Annotated in this window: 15 protein-coding genes, 1 other RNA gene and 1 pseudogene; 8 read left to right on the top strand and 9 right to left on the bottom strand. The window is 57.6% G+C overall.

Annotation, left to right across the window (positions count from 1 at the left end; translation table 11 throughout):
• Positions 1-179 precede the first annotated feature (179 nt).
• Positions 180-1,853, top strand: coding sequence for a DNA repair protein RecN (gene recN / locus GIV26_RS10735; protein ID WP_054896115.1), 1,674 nt, complete (start codon positions 180-182; stop codon positions 1,851-1,853).
• Positions 1,854-1,938: 85 nt separating this feature from the next.
• Here recN and fur read toward each other — a convergent pair whose 3' ends face one another.
• On the bottom strand, positions 1,939-2,343 hold the full coding sequence (fur, locus tag GIV26_RS10730) for a ferric iron uptake transcriptional regulator (protein ID WP_003194220.1): 405 nt from the start codon (positions 2,341-2,343) through the stop codon (positions 1,939-1,941).
• A gap of 98 nt (positions 2,344-2,441) precedes the next feature.
• Here fur and GIV26_RS10725 point away from each other — a divergent pair, with 98 nt between their 5' ends.
• Positions 2,442-2,969 carry an outer membrane protein assembly factor BamE gene (locus GIV26_RS10725; RefSeq protein WP_034126997.1) on the top strand — a complete coding sequence of 176 codons (528 nt, stop codon included), beginning with the start codon at positions 2,442-2,444 and terminating at the stop codon, positions 2,967-2,969.
• 296 nt (positions 2,970-3,265) lie between these two features.
• On the opposite strand, the gene GIV26_RS10720 is transcribed toward GIV26_RS10725, so the two are convergent.
• Both GIV26_RS10720 and GIV26_RS10715 read right to left on the bottom strand, forming a co-directional pair.
• Positions 3,266-3,568 (bottom strand): RnfH family protein, encoded by a 303-nt coding sequence (locus tag GIV26_RS10720; RefSeq protein ID WP_236280447.1) that lies wholly within the window; start codon positions 3,566-3,568, stop codon positions 3,266-3,268.
• The gene (locus GIV26_RS10715) at positions 3,561-3,995 is read right to left on the bottom strand and encodes a type II toxin-antitoxin system RatA family toxin (RefSeq protein ID WP_003194226.1); all 435 of its coding nucleotides are present in this window, start codon (positions 3,993-3,995) and stop codon (positions 3,561-3,563) included. The genes GIV26_RS10720 and GIV26_RS10715 overlap by 8 nt, the downstream gene beginning before the upstream one ends.
• A gap of 167 nt (positions 3,996-4,162) precedes the next feature.
• On the opposite strand from GIV26_RS10715, the gene smpB reads away from it, so the two are divergent.
• Positions 4,163-4,645, top strand: coding sequence for an SsrA-binding protein SmpB (smpB, locus tag GIV26_RS10710; RefSeq protein ID WP_014719962.1), 483 nt, complete (start codon positions 4,163-4,165; stop codon positions 4,643-4,645).
• A gap of 27 nt (positions 4,646-4,672) precedes the next feature.
• Here smpB and GIV26_RS10705 read toward each other — a convergent pair whose 3' ends face one another.
• Entirely contained in the window at positions 4,673-5,440 is a 768-nt protein-coding gene (locus GIV26_RS10705) for an FCD domain-containing protein (RefSeq protein ID WP_014719963.1), read from the bottom strand.
• A 251-nt stretch (positions 5,441-5,691) separates the two neighbouring features.
• On the opposite strand from GIV26_RS10705, the gene GIV26_RS10700 reads away from it, so the two are divergent.
• The 5 genes from GIV26_RS10700 to GIV26_RS10680 all read left to right on the top strand — a co-directional run bounded on the left by GIV26_RS10700 (position 5,692) and on the right by GIV26_RS10680 (position 12,558).
• On the top strand, positions 5,692-7,386 hold the full coding sequence (locus tag GIV26_RS10700; protein WP_236280444.1) for a lactate permease LctP family transporter: 1,695 nt from the start codon (positions 5,692-5,694) through the stop codon (positions 7,384-7,386).
• 70 nt (positions 7,387-7,456) lie between these two features.
• The gene (locus GIV26_RS10695; protein ID WP_236280441.1) at positions 7,457-10,267 is read left to right on the top strand and encodes an FAD-binding and (Fe-S)-binding domain-containing protein; all 2,811 of its coding nucleotides are present in this window, start codon (positions 7,457-7,459) and stop codon (positions 10,265-10,267) included.
• Positions 10,268-10,403: 136 nt separating this feature from the next.
• Positions 10,404-10,682, top strand: a complete 279-nt coding sequence (locus tag GIV26_RS10690; RefSeq protein ID WP_236280439.1) for a hypothetical protein — start codon at positions 10,404-10,406, stop codon at positions 10,680-10,682.
• A gap of 94 nt (positions 10,683-10,776) precedes the next feature.
• Positions 10,777-11,173, top strand: a transfer-messenger RNA (tmRNA) gene (gene ssrA / locus GIV26_RS10685).
• A 320-nt stretch (positions 11,174-11,493) separates the two neighbouring features.
• On the top strand, positions 11,494-12,558 hold the full coding sequence (locus tag GIV26_RS10680; protein WP_236280436.1) for a DNA cytosine methyltransferase: 1,065 nt from the start codon (positions 11,494-11,496) through the stop codon (positions 12,556-12,558).
• On the opposite strand, the gene GIV26_RS10675 is transcribed toward GIV26_RS10680, so the two are convergent.
• The 5 genes and pseudogenes from GIV26_RS10675 to GIV26_RS10655 all read right to left on the bottom strand — a co-directional run.
• Complete coding sequence (locus tag GIV26_RS10675; protein WP_236280433.1) at positions 12,509-12,925, bottom strand: very short patch repair endonuclease; 417 nt, start codon at positions 12,923-12,925, stop codon at positions 12,509-12,511. The two genes, GIV26_RS10680 and GIV26_RS10675, sit on opposite strands and share 50 nt — an antisense overlap.
• A gap of 22 nt (positions 12,926-12,947) precedes the next feature.
• A complete protein-coding gene (drmC, locus tag GIV26_RS10670; RefSeq protein WP_236280430.1) occupies positions 12,948-13,712 on the bottom strand; it encodes a DISARM system phospholipase D-like protein DrmC in 765 nt (254 codons plus the stop codon).
• Between the two features lies 1 nt (position 13,713).
• Positions 13,714-15,570: a DUF1998 domain-containing protein gene (gene drmB / locus GIV26_RS10665; RefSeq protein ID WP_236280427.1), complete on the bottom strand. Its 1,857-nt coding sequence runs from the start codon at positions 15,568-15,570 to the stop codon at positions 13,714-13,716.
• 2 nt (positions 15,571-15,572) lie between these two features.
• A complete protein-coding gene (drmA, locus tag GIV26_RS10660) occupies positions 15,573-19,550 on the bottom strand; it encodes a DISARM system helicase DrmA (protein WP_236280424.1) in 3,978 nt (1,325 codons plus the stop codon).
• A 23-nt stretch (positions 19,551-19,573) separates the two neighbouring features.
• A pseudogene (locus GIV26_RS10655) lies at positions 19,574-19,846 on the bottom strand (restriction endonuclease); the annotation flags it as partial.
• Positions 19,847-19,906 lie beyond the last annotated feature (60 nt).

Genomic DNA, 19,906 nt, shown 5'->3' with positions numbered 1-19,906 from the left:
TTCAAGGGCGCAGGCGTTACCAAAAGTCTTTCGATTGACCTGGATCATTTCCTTCTCCCTCATTCCACATCGCGCTAAAAAAATACGAGACTCAAGCAAATCGAGCTAAGCGTCAGGATTGTCAGGCCTGAACAAAACACTGTATAAATAACCAGACCTAAAGCCTGGGAGCGGCCGTCATGCTCGTGCACCTGTCTGTACATAACTACGCCATCGTTGAACATCTGGATCTTGAACTGGATCGCGGGATGAGCGTAATCACAGGCGAAACCGGCGCCGGCAAGTCGATCATGCTCGACGCCCTCGGCCTGACGCTTGGCGACCGCGCCGACAGTGGCGTGGTACGCCCTGGCTCCGACAAGGCCGACATCCTGGCCACCTTCGACCTGGCGGACATCCCCGAAGCCGAAGCATGGCTGGCCGAGCGCGACCTTAATAATGAAGGCCCCTGCATTCTGCGCCGGGTGATCACCGCCGAGGGGCGCTCCCGCGGCTATATCAACGGCACGCCTTGCCCACTGGGCGACCTGAAAGCCCTGGGCGAATTGCTGATCGATATCCACAGCCAGCACGAACACCAATCCCTGCTGAAAACCGATACCCACCGTCGCCTGCTCGATGAGTACGCCGGCGCCACCGATCTTTCCCGGCAAGTTCAATTGGCCGCCCAACGCTGGCGCCAGACACGCCAGGAACTGGAACGCCTCTCCAACTCCGGCGACGAACAACGCGCCCGCCACCAGCTGCTCAGCTACCAATTGGAAGAGCTCGAAAGCCTTGGCCTGGGTGAGACAGAGCTGGAGCAACTTGAGCAGGAACACAAGAACCTGACCAACGCCGAAACCCTGCTGGGGATCTGCCGCCAAGTGGTCGAGCAATGCAGCGAGAGCGACTCCGGCAATGTGCTCAACGCACTGACCGCCAGCCTCAACCGCCTGTCCAGTGTGAACAATGCTTCCGGCTCACTGAGCGAAGCGACCACCCTGCTGACCAGCGCACAGATCCAGGTCGAGGAAGCCGTGGGCGAACTCAATCGTTTCCTGGACCATTTCGACGCCGACCCGGCTCGCCTGCAGGAAATAGAAGAACGCCTGGATACTATTTATACCCTGGCTCGCAAGCATCGAATCCAGCCGACCGAAGTCGCAACCATGCAGCAGAAACTGCTGGATGAAATCGAAACACTCAACGCGAACGACGAATCCATCGAACGACTGGGCGAGGAGCTCGCATCGTTTGCCCGTCATTACCAGGAAAAGGCCCGGGAGCTGAGCGCACTGCGCCAGCAGGCAGCTACTAGCCTGGCAAGCGCCGTTGAGCTGGAAATCCAACGCCTGGGCATGCCAGGCGGGCGCTTCACCATCGAGTTGCACCCCAACGCCACTCAAGAATTGCAGCCCCATGGGCTGGAGCACGTCGAACTGCTGGTGAGTGCCAACCCCGGGCAACCGCTCAAGGCCCTGGCCAAAGTGGCCTCCGGCGGCGAACTCTCGCGCATCAGCCTGGCGATCCAAGTGATTACCGCCCAGACCTCACGCGTACCCACCCTGGTATTCGATGAAGTGGATGTGGGCATTGGCGGGCCAACCGCAGAAATTGTTGGCCAATTGCTGCGTCGCCTGGGGGATCGCGGCCAGGTGCTTACGGTGACCCACTTGCCGCAAGTGGCAGCCCAAGGGCATCAGCACCTGTTTGTGCATAAGGTTCGAGGTAGCGACGCGACACACACCGCCGTCTCCAAGCTGAACAAGTCGGAACGGGTGGAAGAAGTGGCGCGAATGCTCGGCGGTATCGACTTGACCAAGGAGTCCTTGGCTCACGCGAAAAAAATGGTGGTGGCCGCGAAGGCTTGAAGCGACATTTTCCACTCTATAGAAAGCACGAAGGCGACCCGAGGGTCGCCTTCAATCGTTTCGCAAAGCAAAACTGCGTCGATTTTTACTTTTTCTTACGGATGTACAGCACGAGATTATGGTCGACCAAATCGAACCCGTGCTCCTCAGCAATCTTGTGCTGCAGCGCTTCGATTTCAGGGCTGGTGAACTCGATAACCTCATTGGTATCCAGGTCAACCATGTGGTCATGGTGACCACCGTCAGCCAATTCAAACACCGCATGACCGCCGTCGAAATTATGACGAACCACCAGCCCTGCGGCTTCAAACTGGGTCAGTACACGGTAGACCGTGGCCAGACCGACGTCCTCGTTAGACTCCATCAGCGCCTTGTAAACATCTTCGGCACTCATGTGGCGCTGCTCAGCAGAATCGAGCATTTGTAGAATCTTGACTCGTGGCAGAGTCACTTTGAGACCGGCTTTGCGTAGTTCGCTATTTTCAACCATGGTTAGCTTTCTCGCGGATGCTGCTTCGCAGCTTCTCTTAATACGGGTATGATCGGCGTTTACGTTGTCCCAGCCAAGATAGTGGAAGTCGCCCACCGATGCAAAACACCAAGCTCTTGCTAACCAGTTTCACCTTTGTGGGACTGCTCGCACTCGCCGGTTGTTCATTCCCCGGGGTTTACAAAATCGACATCCAGCAGGGCAATGTCGTCACGCAGGACATGATAGACCAGTTACGCCCGGGAATGACCCGACGGCAAGTACGGTTTATCATGGGTAATCCCCTGCTGACCGACACTTTCCATGCCGATCGCTGGGATTATCTCTACAGCCTGCAGCCGGGTGGCGGTGAACGCCAGCAGGAGCGCGTCAGTGTCATCTTCAATGGCAATGACCAGCTCGTGAGCCTGTCCGGTGACTTCATGCCCGGCGTAAGCCGCGATGAAGCCTTGCTGGGCAAGGACAGCGGCACCAACGTGACCGCACCTGCGCAAGAAGCCGAAAAACCGAAATCCGAGGTACCGGCCAAGCCAGGTTCGTTGCTGGACACCATCCAGAAAGACATCGACAACGTGGAAACCGTGCCCGTCCCGACGCCTCAGCCTCTGGACACCAGCCCGCAATAATTTTGCGCTCGACAAAAAGCCCGGCATGCCGGGCTTTTTGTTGCCTGCCATTTACATAGGCATCTACATAACCTTGGTGCGACGTGAACCTGTGGGAGCTGGCTTGCCTGCGAGCGATCTGACAGTCGACCAGGATCCTGGATCAGATCGAGTACATATCCGTTATCGGGACCGCCCCCTTCCACATTTGGATCGTGGGCATCAGGTAGATATGCGCCGGCTATCAGGGCGTCATCGCAGGCAAGCCAGCTCCCACAGTTGGATCGCGGCGATAGCTAGACTGCCATTTGGCAAGCTCAAGAATTCGTTTGCCTGGCCAATGCCGCCTTGGCCGCGCGCAACCTGCGCACCTCTTTAGGGTCGGCCAGCAAAGGCCGGTAGATCTCAATACGGTCGCCCGCTTGTACGCAACGCGCCCTGGTATCCACGACAACCTTGCCAAATATACCCAGCGGGCAATCAGCCAGATCAACGTCAGGAAAATGCGCCGCTATTCCCGACGCCCGCACCGCCTCGCGCAAACTAGTGCCTTCAGCCACCTTTACCCCCAGCAACACCTGGCGATCCTCAGCGGCGAACACCACCTCAATCTCAACCATGCAGTTGCTTGGCGCGCTGACAGAACGCGTCCACCAGGGTATTGGCTGCCTGATTGAACAAAGGCCCTAACGTCGCACGAACAATCGGCCCGGCATAATCAAACGAAAGATCCAGGCTGATCTTGCAGGCCTTGTCCGTCAGCGCCTTGAACACCCACACACCGTGCAGTTGGGTGAACGGCCCTTCCTGCAGGTTCATTTCGATGGATTGGCCCGGCACCAGCACATTGCGCGTCACAAAATGCTGGCTGAGGCCGCCTTTGGCCACCCCCACACTGGCAACCATGTGCTCGTCACTGCTCTCCAGAACCTCGGCCGTCGAGCACCAAGGCAGAAACTCCGGGTAACGCGCCACGTCGTTGACCAGGTCATAGAGCGCCTGCGCCGGATAGGGCAACAGGGCCGAACGTTGAATATGCGTCGTCATGTGAGCGTTACTTCCACTGCTTAAGGCAAACATCGCGAAAGAACAGCCCAATCCGCGAGAGAAAAAAACCAAAGAACTGCCCGCATTGTCCGGGATTCGTCCAACTCGCTCAAGCACACAGGTTGACCGTAGCCGACACGCTCGCAACTCCCTATAATGCCGCCCCTATGGCTAAACAAAAGAAACACCCCACAGGGACCATCGCGCAAAATAAAAAAGCGCGACACGATTACTTCATCGAACATCGGTTCGAGGCTGGTCTGGTCCTGGCCGGCTGGGAAGTAAAAAGTCTGCGTGCCAGCAAACTGCAGCTGGTCGACAGTTATGTGCTGCTCAAGGATGGCGAGGCATGGCTGCTTGGCAGTCATATCACTCCGCTGACCACCGCGAGCACCCACGTGATTGCCGACCCAGTGCGTACGCGCAAGTTGTTGCTCAATGCCCGCGAGCTCGAAAAACTCGCCGCAGCCGTGCAGCAAAAAGGCTACGCGTGCGTCTGCTTGTCCTGGTACTGGAGCAAGCACCTGGTCAAATGCGAGATCGCATTGGGCAAGGGCAAGAAGGAATACGACAAGCGCGACACCGAACGCGAGCGCGATTCCAATCGCGAGCTGCATCGCGCCGTGCGCAACAAAGGCAAGGAAGAGTAATCCTTGCGACGGTGTAGCCCAGGCGGGCTACATCCCTTTGCGTCGCTCGGCCCGAGCCACCCGCTGAACCTCCTGACGCACCTCCTCCAACACCTCCTGCACATACAGCAAATGCCGTGTCGAGACCTCACGCGCCTGCTCGGCCCGACCCTCGATGATGGCCAGGTACAAGTCCCGATGCTGATTGATCAGCATGTCGCGGGTCTCGGTACGCTGCTGGTACATGCCACCAATATTCGTCACCACGTTACGCTTTAGTAGGTCGAACAGCCCGCGAATGGTGTGCAGCAACACGGCGTTATGACTGGCCTCGGCAATCGCCAAGTGAAACCTTGCATCCGCAGCACCTTCCTCCACTCGGCTCACCTCGTCGGCGCGCGCGTAGCAATCCTGCAACGCTTCAAACGCTGCGGTCAGCCGTTCACGGTCAACCTCCGTGGCGCGTAACGCCGCGTAGTAGGCACACGAAGCCTCAAGGGTCTGGCGAAACTCCAGCAGATCGCGCTGCGCTTCGGGATTGCTTTCCAACAAGTGCAGCAGCGGATCGCTGAAGGTCGAACCCAGGGAGTCCACCACATAGTTGCCACCTCCCTGACGACTGACCAGCAACCCCTTGGCCGCCAGTTTCTGAATCGCCTCACGCAACGACGGGCGCGACACACCAAAGCGCTCAGCCAACGCGCGCTCGGCCGGCAAGCGTTCGCCCGACTTCAGCGTGCCCTCGAGAATCATCCCCTCAAGCTGCTCGACAATATCGTCAGACAAACGGCGCTGACGCACCTGATCAAACCCCATAACTCACTCTCCGCCATCCCGACCACTCGCCGGGGCCCCTATTCTGGCCTATCGACGTGCCGGCAGCACCTATCAGAACACCTTCAATTTCGCCGATCAGAACACCCCGCCTCCCGACCTACGACCAAAGTTTCGCAGGCGGCAAATTGACACACCCCTGCCCAGGCTCTTAATCTAGCCCACAGCGATTGTAAATTGGTATTACCAATTACCCAAGCTCACCAAACAACAACAATCAGGGGCCACCCCATATGCAAACCTGGCAACAGCTTTACAGCCCACTCGGCAGCCTCGGCCTGTCCGCACTGGCCGCCGTCATTCCCATCGTATTCTTCTTCCTGGCGCTGGCCGTGTTCCGCCTCAAAGGCCATGTGGCCGGCAGCATCACCTTGGCCCTGTCGATCCTGGTCGCCATTTTCGCCTTCCAGATGCCGGTAGACATGGCGCTGGCTGCGGCCGGTTACGGTTTTGCCTACGGCCTGTGGCCCATCGCCTGGATCATCGTCGCGGCGGTATTCCTGTACAAATTGACGGTCAAGAGCGGCCAGTTCGAAATCATCCGCAGCTCCGTTCTGTCGATCACCGACGACCAGCGCTTGCAGGTGTTGTTGATCGGTTTTTGCTTTGGCGCCTTCCTCGAAGGCGCGGCCGGTTTCGGCGCGCCCGTGGCAATCACCGCCGCGCTGCTGGTGGGCCTGGGCTTCAACCCGCTGTACGCCGCCGGCCTGTGCCTGATCGCCAATACCGCGCCTGTGGCCTTCGGCGCATTGGGCATTCCGATCATCGTCGCCGGCCAGGTCACCGGTATTGACGCGTTCAAGATTGGCGCCATGACCGGCCGCCAACTGCCGCTGCTGTCGCTCTTCGTGCCGTTCTGGCTGGTGTTCATGATGGACGGCCTGCGCGGCGTTCGCGAAACCTGGCCGGCAGCCTTGGTGGCGGGCTTGAGCTTTGCCGTCACCCAATATTTCACCTCGAACTTCATTGGCCCAGAGCTGCCGGACATCACCTCGGCACTCGCCAGCCTGATTGCCCTGACGCTGTTCCTGAAAGTCTGGCAACCCAAGCGCACCGCAGGCGCACAAATTGCCGGCGCCACCTCCAGCGTAGCGGTCACTTACAGCGCCGGCGGCTTCGGCTTGCCACGCAACACCGTGGTTTCGCCCTACAGCCTGGGGCAAATTTTCAAGGCGTGGTCGCCGTTCCTGATCCTCACCGTACTGGTGACCATCTGGACTCTCAAACCCTTCAAGGCCCTGTTCGCCGCGGGCGGCTCGATGTACGGCTGGGTGTTCAATTTCGCGATCCCGCACCTGGATCAACTGGTGGTTAAAGTCGCGCCCATCGTGACCAACCCCACCGCCATCCCGGCCGTCTTCAAGCTGGACCCGATATCAGCCACCGGCACTGCAATCTTCTTCTCGGCACTGGTCTCCATGCTGGTGTTGAAAATCGACGTCAAAACTGGTCTTACTACTTTAAAGGAGACCTTCTTTGAGCTGCGCTGGCCTATCCTGTCCATCGGCATGGTGCTGGCGTTCGCCTTCGTCACCAACTACTCCGGCATGTCCTCGACCATGGCCCTGGTTCTGGCCGGCACCGGCGCCGCCTTCCCGTTCTTCTCGCCATTCCTCGGCTGGCTGGGAGTTTTCCTGACAGGCTCCGATACCTCCTCCAACGCCCTGTTCAGCTCACTGCAAGCCACTACCGCGCACCAGATCGGCGTCAACGACACCCTACTGGTCGCCGCGAACACCAGCGGTGGCGTGACCGGCAAAATGATCTCGCCGCAATCGATCGCCGTGGCCTGCGCCGCCACCGGCCTGGTGGGCAAGGAATCCGACCTGTTCCGCTTTACCCTCAAGCACAGCCTGTTTTTTGCCACCATCGTCGGGCTGATCACCTTGGCGCAGGCGTACTGGTTCACCGGTATGCTGGTGCACTGAGACCTGCACGTAATAGGGTAAGAATCGACGCCGGGGCACCCTTCCGGCGTCTGCTATTTCTGGAGGACCGATGAGCCTGCCTGCTGCTTTCCTGAGCGACGTCGCACAACTGATCCCGCAAGATCGCCGCTTCGACGATCCACTTTCCACCCTCGCCTTCGGCACCGACGCCAGCTTCTACCGACTGATCCCACAGCTGGTGATCCGCGTGGAGTCAGAAGACGAAGTGGTAACTCTGCTGCAACTGGCCCAGCGCGACCGCGTGCCGGTGACCTTCCGTGCCGCAGGCACCAGCCTCTCGGGCCAGGCCATCAGCGACTCGGTGCTGATCGTGCTGGGTGATAACTGGAACCACCGCGAAATTCGCGGGCAAGGCACCCAAATACGCCTGCAACCCGGCGTCATCGGCGCCCAGGCCAACGCCTGGCTCGCACCGTTCGGGCGCAAGATCGGCCCGGACCCTGCCTCCATCAATGCTTGCAAGATCGGCGGTATCGTCGCCAACAACGCCAGTGGCATGTGCTGCGGCACGGCGCAAAACACCTACCACACCCTGGCGGGCATCCGTCTGGTGCTGGCCGATGGCAGCCGCCTGGACACCGAAGATGCCGCCAGCGTGCAAGCCTTCCGCCAGTCACATAGCGCACTGCTTGAACGCCTGGCCCTGTTGGGTCGCGAAACACGGGCAAATACTGAGCTGGCGGCAAAGATCCGCCACAAATACCGCCTGAAAAATACCACCGGCCTGTCACTCAATGCCTTGGTGGATTTCGATGACCCGCTGGACATCCTCAGCCACCTGCTGGTCGGCTCCGAGGGCACCCTGGGATTTATCAGTGCGGTCACCTACGACACCGTGATCGATCACCCAAACAAAGCCTCGGCGCTGATCGTCTTCCCGGACGTCGAAACCTGCTGCAACGCAGTCACCGTGCTGAAAACCCAGCCAGTCTCCGCCGTTGAACTGCTGGACCGACGCAGCATGCGCTCGGTGCAGGACAAACCAGGCATGCCTGCTTTCGTACAGCACCTATCGGAAAACGCCTGCGCACTATTGATCGAATCCCGCGCCGCTTCGCCATCGCTGCTGCACGAACAACTGACGCGCATCATGGCGTCCCTGGCGGCGTTGCCCGTGGAGCAACAAGTCGACTTCACCGAAGACCCACTGGAAAACGCACGCCTGTGGGCCATCCGCAAGGACACCTTCCCGGCCGTGGGTGCGGTGCGCAAAACCGGCACCACCGTGATCATCGAAGACGTGACCTTCCCGGTCGAACAACTGGCGATTGGCGTGAATCGCTTGATCGCACTGTTCGACAAACATCACTACGACGAAGCCATCCTTTTCGGACATGCCCTGGAAGGCAATCTGCACTTTGTGTTCACCCAAGGCTTCAACAGCAGCGAAGAAGTCGCACGCTATCAAGCGTTCATGGACGACGTCGCGCAACTGGTGGCCGTGGAGTTCGGTGGCTCGCTGAAGGCCGAACACGGCACCGGCCGCAATATGGCGCCGTTCGTTGAACTGGAATGGGGCAGCGACGCCTATCAATTGATGTGGCAACTCAAGCGCCTGCTCGACCCTAACGGCATCCTCAACCCGGATGTGGTGCTCAGCGAAGACCCGCAAATCCACCTCAAACACCTCAAGCCCCTGCCCGCCGCCGATGAGCTTGTGGATAAGTGCATCGAATGCGGGTTCTGCGAACCGGTGTGCCCTTCAAAAGGCCTGACCCTGAGCCCGCGCCAGCGCATCGTGATCTGGCGCGACATCCAGGCCAAAAAACGCGCAGGCGTGGACACCACCGAACTGGAAGCGGCCTACCACTACCAGGGCATCGACACCTGCGCCGCCACCGGCTTATGCGCGCAACGTTGCCCTGTAGGCATCAATACCGGCGACCTGGTGAAAAAACTGCGCAGCCGCGAAGCCGACCGTACGAAAACCGCCGACTGGCTCGCCAGCCATTTCGCCACCGCGCTGCAAGGTGCGCGCTTCACCCTGCACGTCGCCAACGGTGCGCGCATGCTGCTGGGGGCTCCACGGCTGGCCAAGCTCTCGAGCACACTGACCAAGCTGTCCAAGGGGCAAATTCCGCAGTGGACCAACGCCATGCCACAGCCCGAAAAGGCCATCCGCTTCAGCCCCGCGGTGACGGACGTGCGCCCGCGCGTGGTCTACCTGGCCGCCTGTGTCTCCCGCGCCATGGGCCCGGCAGCCGGTGATAAAGAGCAAATGTCGCTGTACGACAAAACCCGCCAACTGCTGGAAAAAGCCGGTTACCAGGTGGTCTTCCCCGACAACCAGGACAGCCTCTGCTGCGGCCAACCCTTCGCCTCCAAAGGCTACGCCGAGCAGGCCGAACACAAGCGCCAGGAACTGATCGGCGCCCTGCTCCACGCCAGCCGCGGCGGCCTCGACCCCATCTACTGCGACACCAGCCCCTGCACCCTGCGCCTAGTGCAAGAATTGGGAGAAACGCGCCTGGACCTCTACGACCCCGTCCGCTTTATCCGCACCCACCTGATGGACCGCCTCGACTTCACACCCCAGGAAGCGCCCATCGCCGTGCACGTCACCTGCAGCACCCAGCACCTGGGCGAAAGCCAGGCACTGATCGAACTGGCGCGACGCTGCGCAAAAACCGTGGTGATCCCCGAAGGCATTCATTGCTGCGGCTTTGCCGGCGACAAAGGCTTCACCACCCCGGAACTCAACGCCCACTCCCTGCGCTCACTCAAGGACGCCGTGCAACATTGCAGCGAAGGCATCTCCACCAGCCGCACCTGCGAGATCGGCCTGAGCCAGCATGGCGGCATCGACTACCACGGCCTGGTCTACCTGGTAGACCGCGTCACCCGCGCCCGCGCCCACTGACCCGGCAAAAAAACCGAACCCTGGCGCACCGGCGCAGTCATCTGCATAGGCCTCGACAAACGAGGCCCATCAGTGATGTCGCTGGCAGCGGTTGCACGCCAGCAGCGTCGAGCCCTTTTGCGCAAGGAGACACCCTATGAAGCGTTCCGCTCTTGCTGGCTTGTTCATGACCGCTGCGATGCTCGCCTCCCCCGCTTTCGCCGCCAGTGACAAAGACCTGTGCCAGATCAACCTGGACAAAATCAACAACGGCAAAGCCCTGCTCGCCACCGACACCAGCGGTAAAAGTGGCGAAATAGACACCGCCGTCTTCCAGGCCAAGGCCGCCCACGCCGCAGGTGACGAGAAGAAGTGCATCGAAATCACCTCCAAGGCCCTGCAAGACCTGCAGAACAGCGAGAAAGGCGGCCAGTAAGCGAGAGGGCCAACCTTCGGGTTGGCCTTCGCTGACGTTTTGGCGTACACTGCACAGGCTTGTCACTCACTAAGAAACAACGAGTTACAAGCACGGGGCCGTTTAGGATTCGACGCCGGTCGCGAAACTTTAGGTGCATGCCGAGTTGGTAACAGAACTCGTAAATCCACTGTTGCAACTTCTTATAGTTGCCAATGACGAAAACTACGGCCAGGAATTCGCTCTCGCTGCGTAAGCAGCCTTAGCCCTGAGCTTCTGGTACCTTCGGGTCCAGCAATCACCAGGGGATGTCTGTAAACCCAAAGTGATTGTCATATAGAACAGAATCGCCGTGCAGTACGTTGTGGACGAAGCGGCTAAAACTTACACAACTCGCCCAAAGCACCCTGCCCTTCGGGTCGCTGAGGGTTAACTTAATAGAAACGGCTACGCATGTAGTACCGACAGCGGAGTACTGGCGGACGGGGGTTCAAATCCCCCCGGCTCCACCATTTCGTCATCTAAAGACGTCCTAGGGCGTCTTTTTTTGTGCCCGAAACCCAGAAAATACGGGGCTTTTTTGGTTCAATGGGGTCCGAGGGCATCTGAGCTCATTCTAAAAATCGCGTATTCCACGTGTTACTCCGAGCCCACGGCTTGGAGTAACACGCAGTATCGGAGATCACTATAGGTGCTCAAGCCACGCAGCGTTCAGACGTCAAAGTCAAAGCCGCCTTCGGCGGCAGCCAAAGAAATATGGGTGTGACATATCGTGCTCGATCTTTACAAAGGTTCCAGCTAGAATACCTGCTGCTAAGAGGACCTCCCCCCAATGATTGATGCAGTTGACCTTTTCTGTGGTGCTGGTGGCCTCACCGCTGGCATGCGTAATACCGGCATTACAGTGCATGCTGGATACGACATCGAAGGCCAATGTGCGTACGCCTACCAGGAGAACAACCAGGCTGCCTTCGTCAAAAAAGACGTGACGGAAGTGACAGCCGAAGAGTTGCTGGCCTGGTATCGCCCTGGTCAATACAGGTTGCTTGCCGGTTGCGCCCCTTGCCAGCCGTTCTCAACCTACAATCAAGGCAAAGACACCCGCAACGATCGCAAGTGGCCGCTGCTCTATCACTTCAGCCGCCTCATCAAGGAAACTGAGCCTCACTTGGTAACCATGGAAAACGTTCCTGACGTCACCAAGCACGAGGTATACCACGACTTCGTACAAAGCCTCAGGGACCAGGGTTACGAGATCTGGGACGGACGCGTGGCTTGCGTCGAATACGGCTTGCCACAGCAGCGACGCCGCCATGTTCTGCTCGCCTCTAAACTGGGAATGCCCATAAGCATCATCCCTCCCACGCATCTGAACACCCCGATCAATGTCGAGGACGTAATCGGCGCACTGCCTCGTCTAGCGGCCGGAGAATGTGACCCGAACGACCCACTTCACCGGGCAGCAACACTCACCCCGATCAACATGCGACGCATCATTCACTCCAGGCCGGGCGGAACCTGGAAGGATTGGCCGCCAGAGCTAGTCGCTGAATGCCATCGCAAAGCGAGCGGAAAAACCTATCCGAGCGTGTACGGGCGTATGCGAGCAGATCGCCCAAGCCCGACAATGACCACCCTCTGCTACGGCTTCGGGAACGGCCGTTTCGGTCACCCTGATCAGGCTCGCGCTCTATCACTGCGTGAAGCAGCTATCCTACAGTCCTTTCCAAGAAACTACGTGTTCATGGAGCCAGAGCGGATCACCTTCAAAGCCGTCGGCCGTATGATCGGCAACGCAGTTCCGGTGCGATTGGGAGAAGTGATCGGAGAAAGCCTGATGCAACACATCAGGGACTACGAATCGATTCGCCAAGCGGAAGGTCGAATTCAAGCCTGAGGCGAGCCTCCAGTGCCTCAAAACTCTTCGTTTCACACTCCCACATCACCACTACACGCCAGCCCAGGTCTCGCAACTGAGCTTCCTTCCGCGCATCACGCCCTACATTCGCTTCGAACTTTGGTAGCCAATACTCTTGTCTACTCTTAGGAGTAGTCGCGTAGCGGCAGTCGGGATGGCGGTGCCAGAAACATCCATGCACGAAAACCACCGTTCGGAATTTCGGCAGGACTATGTCCGGCGAACCGGGGAGATCTCGGCGATGCAGACGAAACCTGAGCCCTAAAGCATGCAGTGCTTGGCGAACGACAATTTCTGGCGCTGTATGAGCGCGTTTCACCGCTCGCATGATGTCACTTCGCGACATTCACCCCTCTCCCACAAGAACATCACGCGACAGGCACGATCACCCCAGTTACCGCCAACGCCTCAAGGTGCCGATGAAGCTGATCGGGCAATGGAGCTCCAGAGATCAAGACTCCGGCCTCCATGTTCTGATCCATTGCGTACCCGGTGAGGTTGGCACTAGTTATGAAACAGTGCGAGCCATCGGCCACCGCGACCTTCGCATGCACGCTGCCATTCGAGAAGATCGCACCCTTGTCCTTCCAGATGTAGAACCGCGCGCTAGGAACGACTTTGCGCAGGTTATCGATAGGGTCGATGCTGACCTTGCCACCGCTGGCTGTCGAAAGCTCCATCAGGAAGTTGATCGCCACACCGCGCTCTGCCGCTGACCTCAGAGCCTTAGTGATCGACTCAATGTCGTAAGCAACGTAACTCGTTATGAACAACCTCTGCTTTGCAGCATCAATTACCTGGATCAGAGCCTGCTCGGTTCGACGCGCCGGAACAATGTCCGTAGTGGGGCCGGTCCACACCAAATCGACTACCTGCTTTGCCTCTGCCTGACGATAAGCATGGTCAGCGGCCAGCAGCATGGCTGCTAAGGTTTCACCTGTGACAGGGTTAGACTTCCATGCCGCGACCATAGCCTTGAATGAGTCACCAGCTTTGGCAGACAACACGGAAGCATTATTCAATTTCCCCGCATTCTCAGCACCAATGAACCTGACCGCTGCCGCCAAAGCGGCGGTACGGTCAGGAGAAACAATAGCCACCAATGCCGACACTGCCTCCAGCAGAACTTTCATCTCAAACGTCCTTGAAGAATGCGGCCTTGTCGTTCTCAAACGTGGGAACCACCATCGCACGATCGAGATAGCGGTTACCGCGCTCGCAAGAGGTCTCAGCGACGAATGAACATGCATGGCAAGCGGCCGCATGCAGACTTCGATCCTTCTGCGGGTCATGCTCGGCGCAAAGCGGATCAGACGAGCATATGCGAGAACGCCGCAAAGCCTGCACAAGCAAACGCTCAAGGTTCTCTGGCTTACCCAGCTCGACCAAACCACCCAGGGTCCCATCGGAATCGGCAGCCGCCGTGTAAATAATAAAGCCCGCTTGGCAGCCCTCTGCATTCACGTCCGCATAAATACGCTCGCGGATGCTGGCCGCGTTGTACCCGCACTCCAACGCCAGCTCACGAATTAACATATGCGCCAAGGTATGAAGCAGCACATAGCGAGCGCCTGGATAGCCTTCTTCCGGAGGACTTAAATGCCGAGAGTTTCGCCAGCCCTTATGACCGCCACGTAAGCGCTCATCAACGCTTTGGACGTCTTCAAGTTGCTCCCACTCAGCGATAGCCTGCTCATCGAATTGGATGAAAATGCCTTCGCCATGCACCTGATTCGCAGGAACCCAATCGGGTTTACCCCGTGACAGCGGAGCCTTAGTAGGACCGGCTGCCATCTCAGCTGAATCGTCAGGAGCTTCCACTCGTGTAAAGCCGAGCAGCGCATTAACCTCACGCAAGCGCTTCAATAACAGCACCCTCGAGATCTTGCTCTTGAAACGCCCAGGAACATTGACTATTTCTGAGGTGAAATGTGGATAGTCATTCACTGGTGACGGATCAATCAGCACGCGCCACTCAGGCCCCTTGATGTCCGACTCAGTGACATTCGCATCACCACCACTACGACGTTGCTCGATTGCAGCCCAGATCAGCTCGGCGGAATATTGGTCAATCCCCGGTAACGCACCGGTTTTTTTTAACATTTTTACCGTCAACGGCACCTCTTCTACGCCATCAAGATCGTGGAAGAAATCCCAACCATCGTCGATAAGTTGACCCAGCGAATCTTTAGCCTGTGGAATGGCCAACGCAGAAATAGAGATAGGAAACCAACTATTGGTCGCCCCCAGCAGAACCACGCGCGGCTCCGCATCACAATCAGGCTCGAAGTGATCCAGATGAGGGTGCCGACCGCGGCACCCCGGAAGGTTTTCTTTACCTAGCTGCCCGAAAGCATGAGCCATATTACGGGCCACACCACAGGAGTCACACTTCACCCAAAGGTTCTCGGTTTGCAGAGACGCGCCGCTTTCAAAGAATCGCAGCGTACCCTTGCAACCACTAAGACCACTGTGGACGTACCAGTTCCACGGAAAGTCATCCAGATGCCCATTCTTGCAAGCCAGCAAGAAACGCGCAGGCACAGCATCGGCATCCTTCGCAGGCTGATCTCCTTTTGACCCCGTGCAACCCTTATGAACGAAGCAAGTCGCCTCCGGCCGAAAACGATTTTCCTTCAGATCGAACAACCCACTGTCATAAGGCGAAAGCATTCCGCACTTAACGCAACGCAACCAGCGAGGAAAGGGCCGCACAGGAACCCCTACATAAGCTTCAGCCGAGTACGGATCAACCGCGTCGCTAGTCGTGAACGGAGGCATACGTAGCGATTCAACCTGCGGCCCGAGTACTTTTTGCACGGCAGCCAGCAGGCGACTTTCTACCACCGGCCGACAGCGATCCTTCTCCCAAAAGTTTATCCCTAGCGTCACGACCGACAGGTTTGGCAAATCAATCAGCGCACCAGGACCATAGGTCCAGAGCAGCTGGCTCGGCCGGACTGAACCAACGGGAGTTTTTTCGTTAGCCATTTTCATTCGTCCTTATCAGCCGTTGCAGGGCGAGGCTTCCATTGAATATCGTCATTTATACGCGCTGAGTTCATCACTAAACGCACACCCGGCTCGACCTCTCGCATCGACATTGGCACTGTCCAGTTGTTCCAAGTTTGCGGACCAGGCGCATTAATCAATGCAGCGGTTCTGTCCTTATCCGGTCCTCGTTTCTCGTAAGCCAAGAGACGGTTACCCTGCATCACTTCCTTCACCCACTCATCCGCGCGCTGCTTGAGCATGCTTCCAGCGAGCTTCTGCGCCGGCTCTTCCGCAACGTTATCGGCGCGAGCTTCGAGCACCTTCATGGCATCCAACATCTCAGGCTGGTTCGGCTGCTTGAGACTCTCCGCCCCATTGTTCGCAGCAAAGTCCGCATGTTTTGCCCGCAGTAATGACAGCATCGCGCCAGTCAGCCCTCGATCCATCGCCCGCGGTGAAAATGGCGTGACCGACTGAGCCTCGACATGTTTGTAAAAGGTGGCGTGATAATGCTCAAAGGTCTCGTAATGCGAGAGGTCGCGAGGCCTTGCCCAAGTCAGAACGGTGCAGACCAGACCTGGCGACTGGCGCCCTACCCGGCTAGTCGCCTGAATGTATTCCGCGGTCCCTTTAGGCTGACCATTGACAGCCATGATTCCCAGACGACTCACATCGACCCCGACCGACAACATATTGGTCGCCAACACAACGTCGATGGCCCGCGAGTCCCCATCAACCCAGCGAGTCACGTGCTTGAGCTTTTCAGGGTCCCATTCGGACTTGAACATTACCTCAAGCTGATCTAGGTACTTAGGGATGTCTTGGTTGGACACTCGCGAGGTCAACTCACGAATATTCATGACACTGCGCTGAGCCAACCCAGGGCGCTGGACCATGCTCATTTGCACGCGATAAGCACGAGTCTGCACATCGTCCTCAGCCAAACGCTTCATGCCCCCCAGCTCACGTAGCGAGTTGAAGTACCCCACCATGGTCATGTACGGATCAGCGACCTTACCGAAGCGGTCGAATAACGCCTGCGCACCCGTCAACGCCGCGGTGTAGACCCGAATCAGCATCGCCGGACGCGAACTACCAGGCGAGCAAATGCCCAAATAACGTCGCCCCGGCTTCTGCTCAATCGGCCGCTGTACCGAGAAGAAGTTGTCCTCAACATCCAGACCATGCGGCGGAAACACTGCTACCTGGCGCATAAACACGTTGTTGACCTGCTGCTGCGCCTTGCGCACGGTAGCCGTGGAGGCAATCACCTTTGGACGAATTGAGTGATCACCCAAACGCCAACTACACAGCTCATCGACGGCGCTTTCATAGAGGCCCACCATAGTTCCCAGCGGGCCACTGATCAGGTGAAATTCGTCCTGAATAATCAGGTCTGGCGGTCGAATTGGACGAATTGCCTTGACGGTCGCGGCAGGTTTGCCAGCAGCTGCCCTATGCCCGGTATTACATTTAGAGCCAGGCCAAAGGAGACCATGACGGGTGCATTCCTGAGAAACGTTACCAAACAAATTTCGCACTTGTCCGCGCCAGGCCATCATCGCGAATTTGTCGACGGTGGCGATCATCATCGTTGGTGGCCGGTGATACATCTCCTCATCCACCACCATCACTGGTAGGCCAGGATGATCTTGTTTACTTGAGCGGCCACGCGAGAAATCGCACTCACTCTTCTTGTCGCCACAGTAGATCGACGTACGCCCTGCAACTTTGTCGACGACAATATCTTGGCCGGGAAGAATTTCTGAGCCACACCAAGGACAGCCCGTCAGCTGCGCCGGTGAGGCCATACCAGCAGTATTCTTCCCTGGGGTACGAACGGCTTCAATAAACTTGTGACTATCCTCAGTTTTACCTGGTGTCACGGTGTTGCCGACCCACAGGCCAATGGTGAAGGCATTCTCACCCAGGGACTTGTCCCCCGCAGCCAGTGCCTCGCGCCGTATATGCTCCATTGCGCAGATCAATGCGGTGGCCCGCTGAAACTGTTGCAATGTCAGCAGACGCAAGGTGTAGCGCATGATGACGGCCAGGCCACGTGATGAGTCGTAGTCGCCCAAATTTCCTTGTGAGCGACGAATCGCCATGGTGAACGCCGCAACTCCCAAGTACGCCTCAGTCTTGCCACCACCCGTGGGAAACCAAATTAGATCGGCATAAGCCTGCAATGGCTGGGTTCGGTCGGTATGGGCCGGATTGGCCAGCGCCGGCACGGACAACAACAGAAAGGCAAGCTGGAAGGGTCGCCAAGTACGGTTCTTAGTCACTGCGAAGTCAGCCACTTCAACTTCCTGCTTACGCCGCCGCGCTAGTGCATACGCGCTACGCACACGTTGAATGGCCATTGCGCGGTTAGCGAAGCGAAACGCAGCCAGCGCTTTGTCATCGACAGCCAACAAATCGACGCCAGCAAGGAGTCGCGCTTGAATCAATTCGCAGCGCTCCAGCGCTTCTTTGGCCTGCTGGTCGTAACCAATTACATCGCTACCGACCCGGCCACGCTGATCCTCAATCCACGCGGCATAGTCTTGCGTCAACACACCGAGTGCCGCGATGAGCGCATCTTTATCAAGGTCTGCCAGCGTCTGCATGTCCAGCAAGCCATCGGCAGTCATTTTGCGCATCGCGGGCCGATCTTGCGGATCTAAGCCTGGCGTTTCAGTGACAGCGACTTCGTATTGCGGCATGACCACCGTACGCAGCTCAAGTGCCCTAACTGGAACGCTGCCAGTTGTTGCATGCACCGCAACACCATGGCCCACGGAAAACTCAACGCGATCGCGGTAAATCATCTCTAGCGCCAAGCGCTCTCGCAGATCCTCATCGTCTTCAGCGCCAGCATCCGCATCCAGTGCCGGACGGCGTCGGAAAATATCGGCTACTTCGCTGCCAGCTTTCGCTCGCACAATGATTTCAGGCTGAAACACCCACGCGGTATCGCGATTCTCATCTGGCTCCACTTGCCCGTTAACCAGAAACAGAGTGACCAAGCGATCGCCCTTGTCATTGGGCAATCTGACAGTGCCCTGAATGCGCACCTCAGGGCTGCTTGCATCTGGCGCGATAGGAGAAACAACTCCCGGTGTCATCGCAAGCGCAAACACCCCGCCAGAAGGAGCTCGTTTCCAAACTTTAGCCTTAACGAGCTTGTCCTTTATAAGCTTGGTATGGTCGTGATCGTCGCTGGCTACACGTTCATAGCGCCCCCAACTCACCACTACTTCAAGACATTCAATGTTGCCATCGACACAAAAGGTGAAGCCCAAACTAGAGGGTGCGAGCGATTGATTCGACGCGGCATCCACCTCTTCATCTGCATCGAAGTCACCGCTGCCATAGATCAAGGGCGAGTCAACTTTTTTACGTTGCGCCTTTGGCTCTAAATCGGAAGGCTCATCTTCATCACCTTTTTCAGCAGGCACCCAGTCTTCGCCACGCTCAGCGTTGTCCATCGGCGCCAACTTGCCTACTAGATAACGATCTCGCACGCTCATATCGACGATGAACTCTTCAGGGCCACCGGCAGGCCCTAACAGATCATCCATGATGGCGAACTGCAGCAACTCGCGTACGTAAGCCTCATTCTTGATCAAAGAAACGTCGGCAACCGTCAGATCAAGCGCTTTGGGCAGCGCCTCAGCGAACTCGGTCCACTGCACGCGAGAAATACGACCAGTTGGCGGAACGAGCCCCGTTTTTGCAAACGGCACTGGCGATTCAACAGCCAATACTTTGTCGAAGAATAGCGACGTAGTCTCGCTGTCGGAGCGAAGGCGCATGACACGTCCCACTCGAGTGATGTCACCAGAGGTGTTCAAGATCAGAACCCAGTCATCTTCAGCGATGGCGTGATAAAGCGCGCGCTCGCCTTTCAAGACCAGTATGTAAGGTATCAGCGCTGGATCAGTGGCAAGGCCATGATCGATAGCGATCCATGCATTAGCAGTTTGTTTCACAGCGCTTTGCTCCATGAGCACCTCTAAATTTTGAATTCATTTTTTAGCAAGGCTTCGACTCTGCCTTCCGTGTTGAAGCCGTTCTTGATCAGAATTTCGGCAATATCTCGCCCCGAAATAAAAACAATCGGATGACGATCCTCGCGCACTTCTTGATAGGCCTGACGAGCAACTATTGAGGTCGTAACCAACACGCCAAATTGTCTATGACGTATACGAGAAATCAGTCGAGACACCTGTTTTAGGTCCACCGTACTCGGCGTATCACGGCCAAGTGTTGGTCGATAGCACTTGGCCTTGAGCGAGAGTTCGGCATTTCCGCCTAATCGTCAAAACATGCTTACGGGCTCGACTCT

Origin of the sequence: Pseudomonas sp. PA-1-3F, assembly GCF_021609665.1 — a bacterium.
GTDB lineage: Bacteria > Pseudomonadota > Gammaproteobacteria > Pseudomonadales > Pseudomonadaceae > Aquipseudomonas > Aquipseudomonas paracarnis.
Note: the sequence above shows the minus strand (reverse complement) of the source record. Positions and strands in the feature narration are given on the sequence as shown.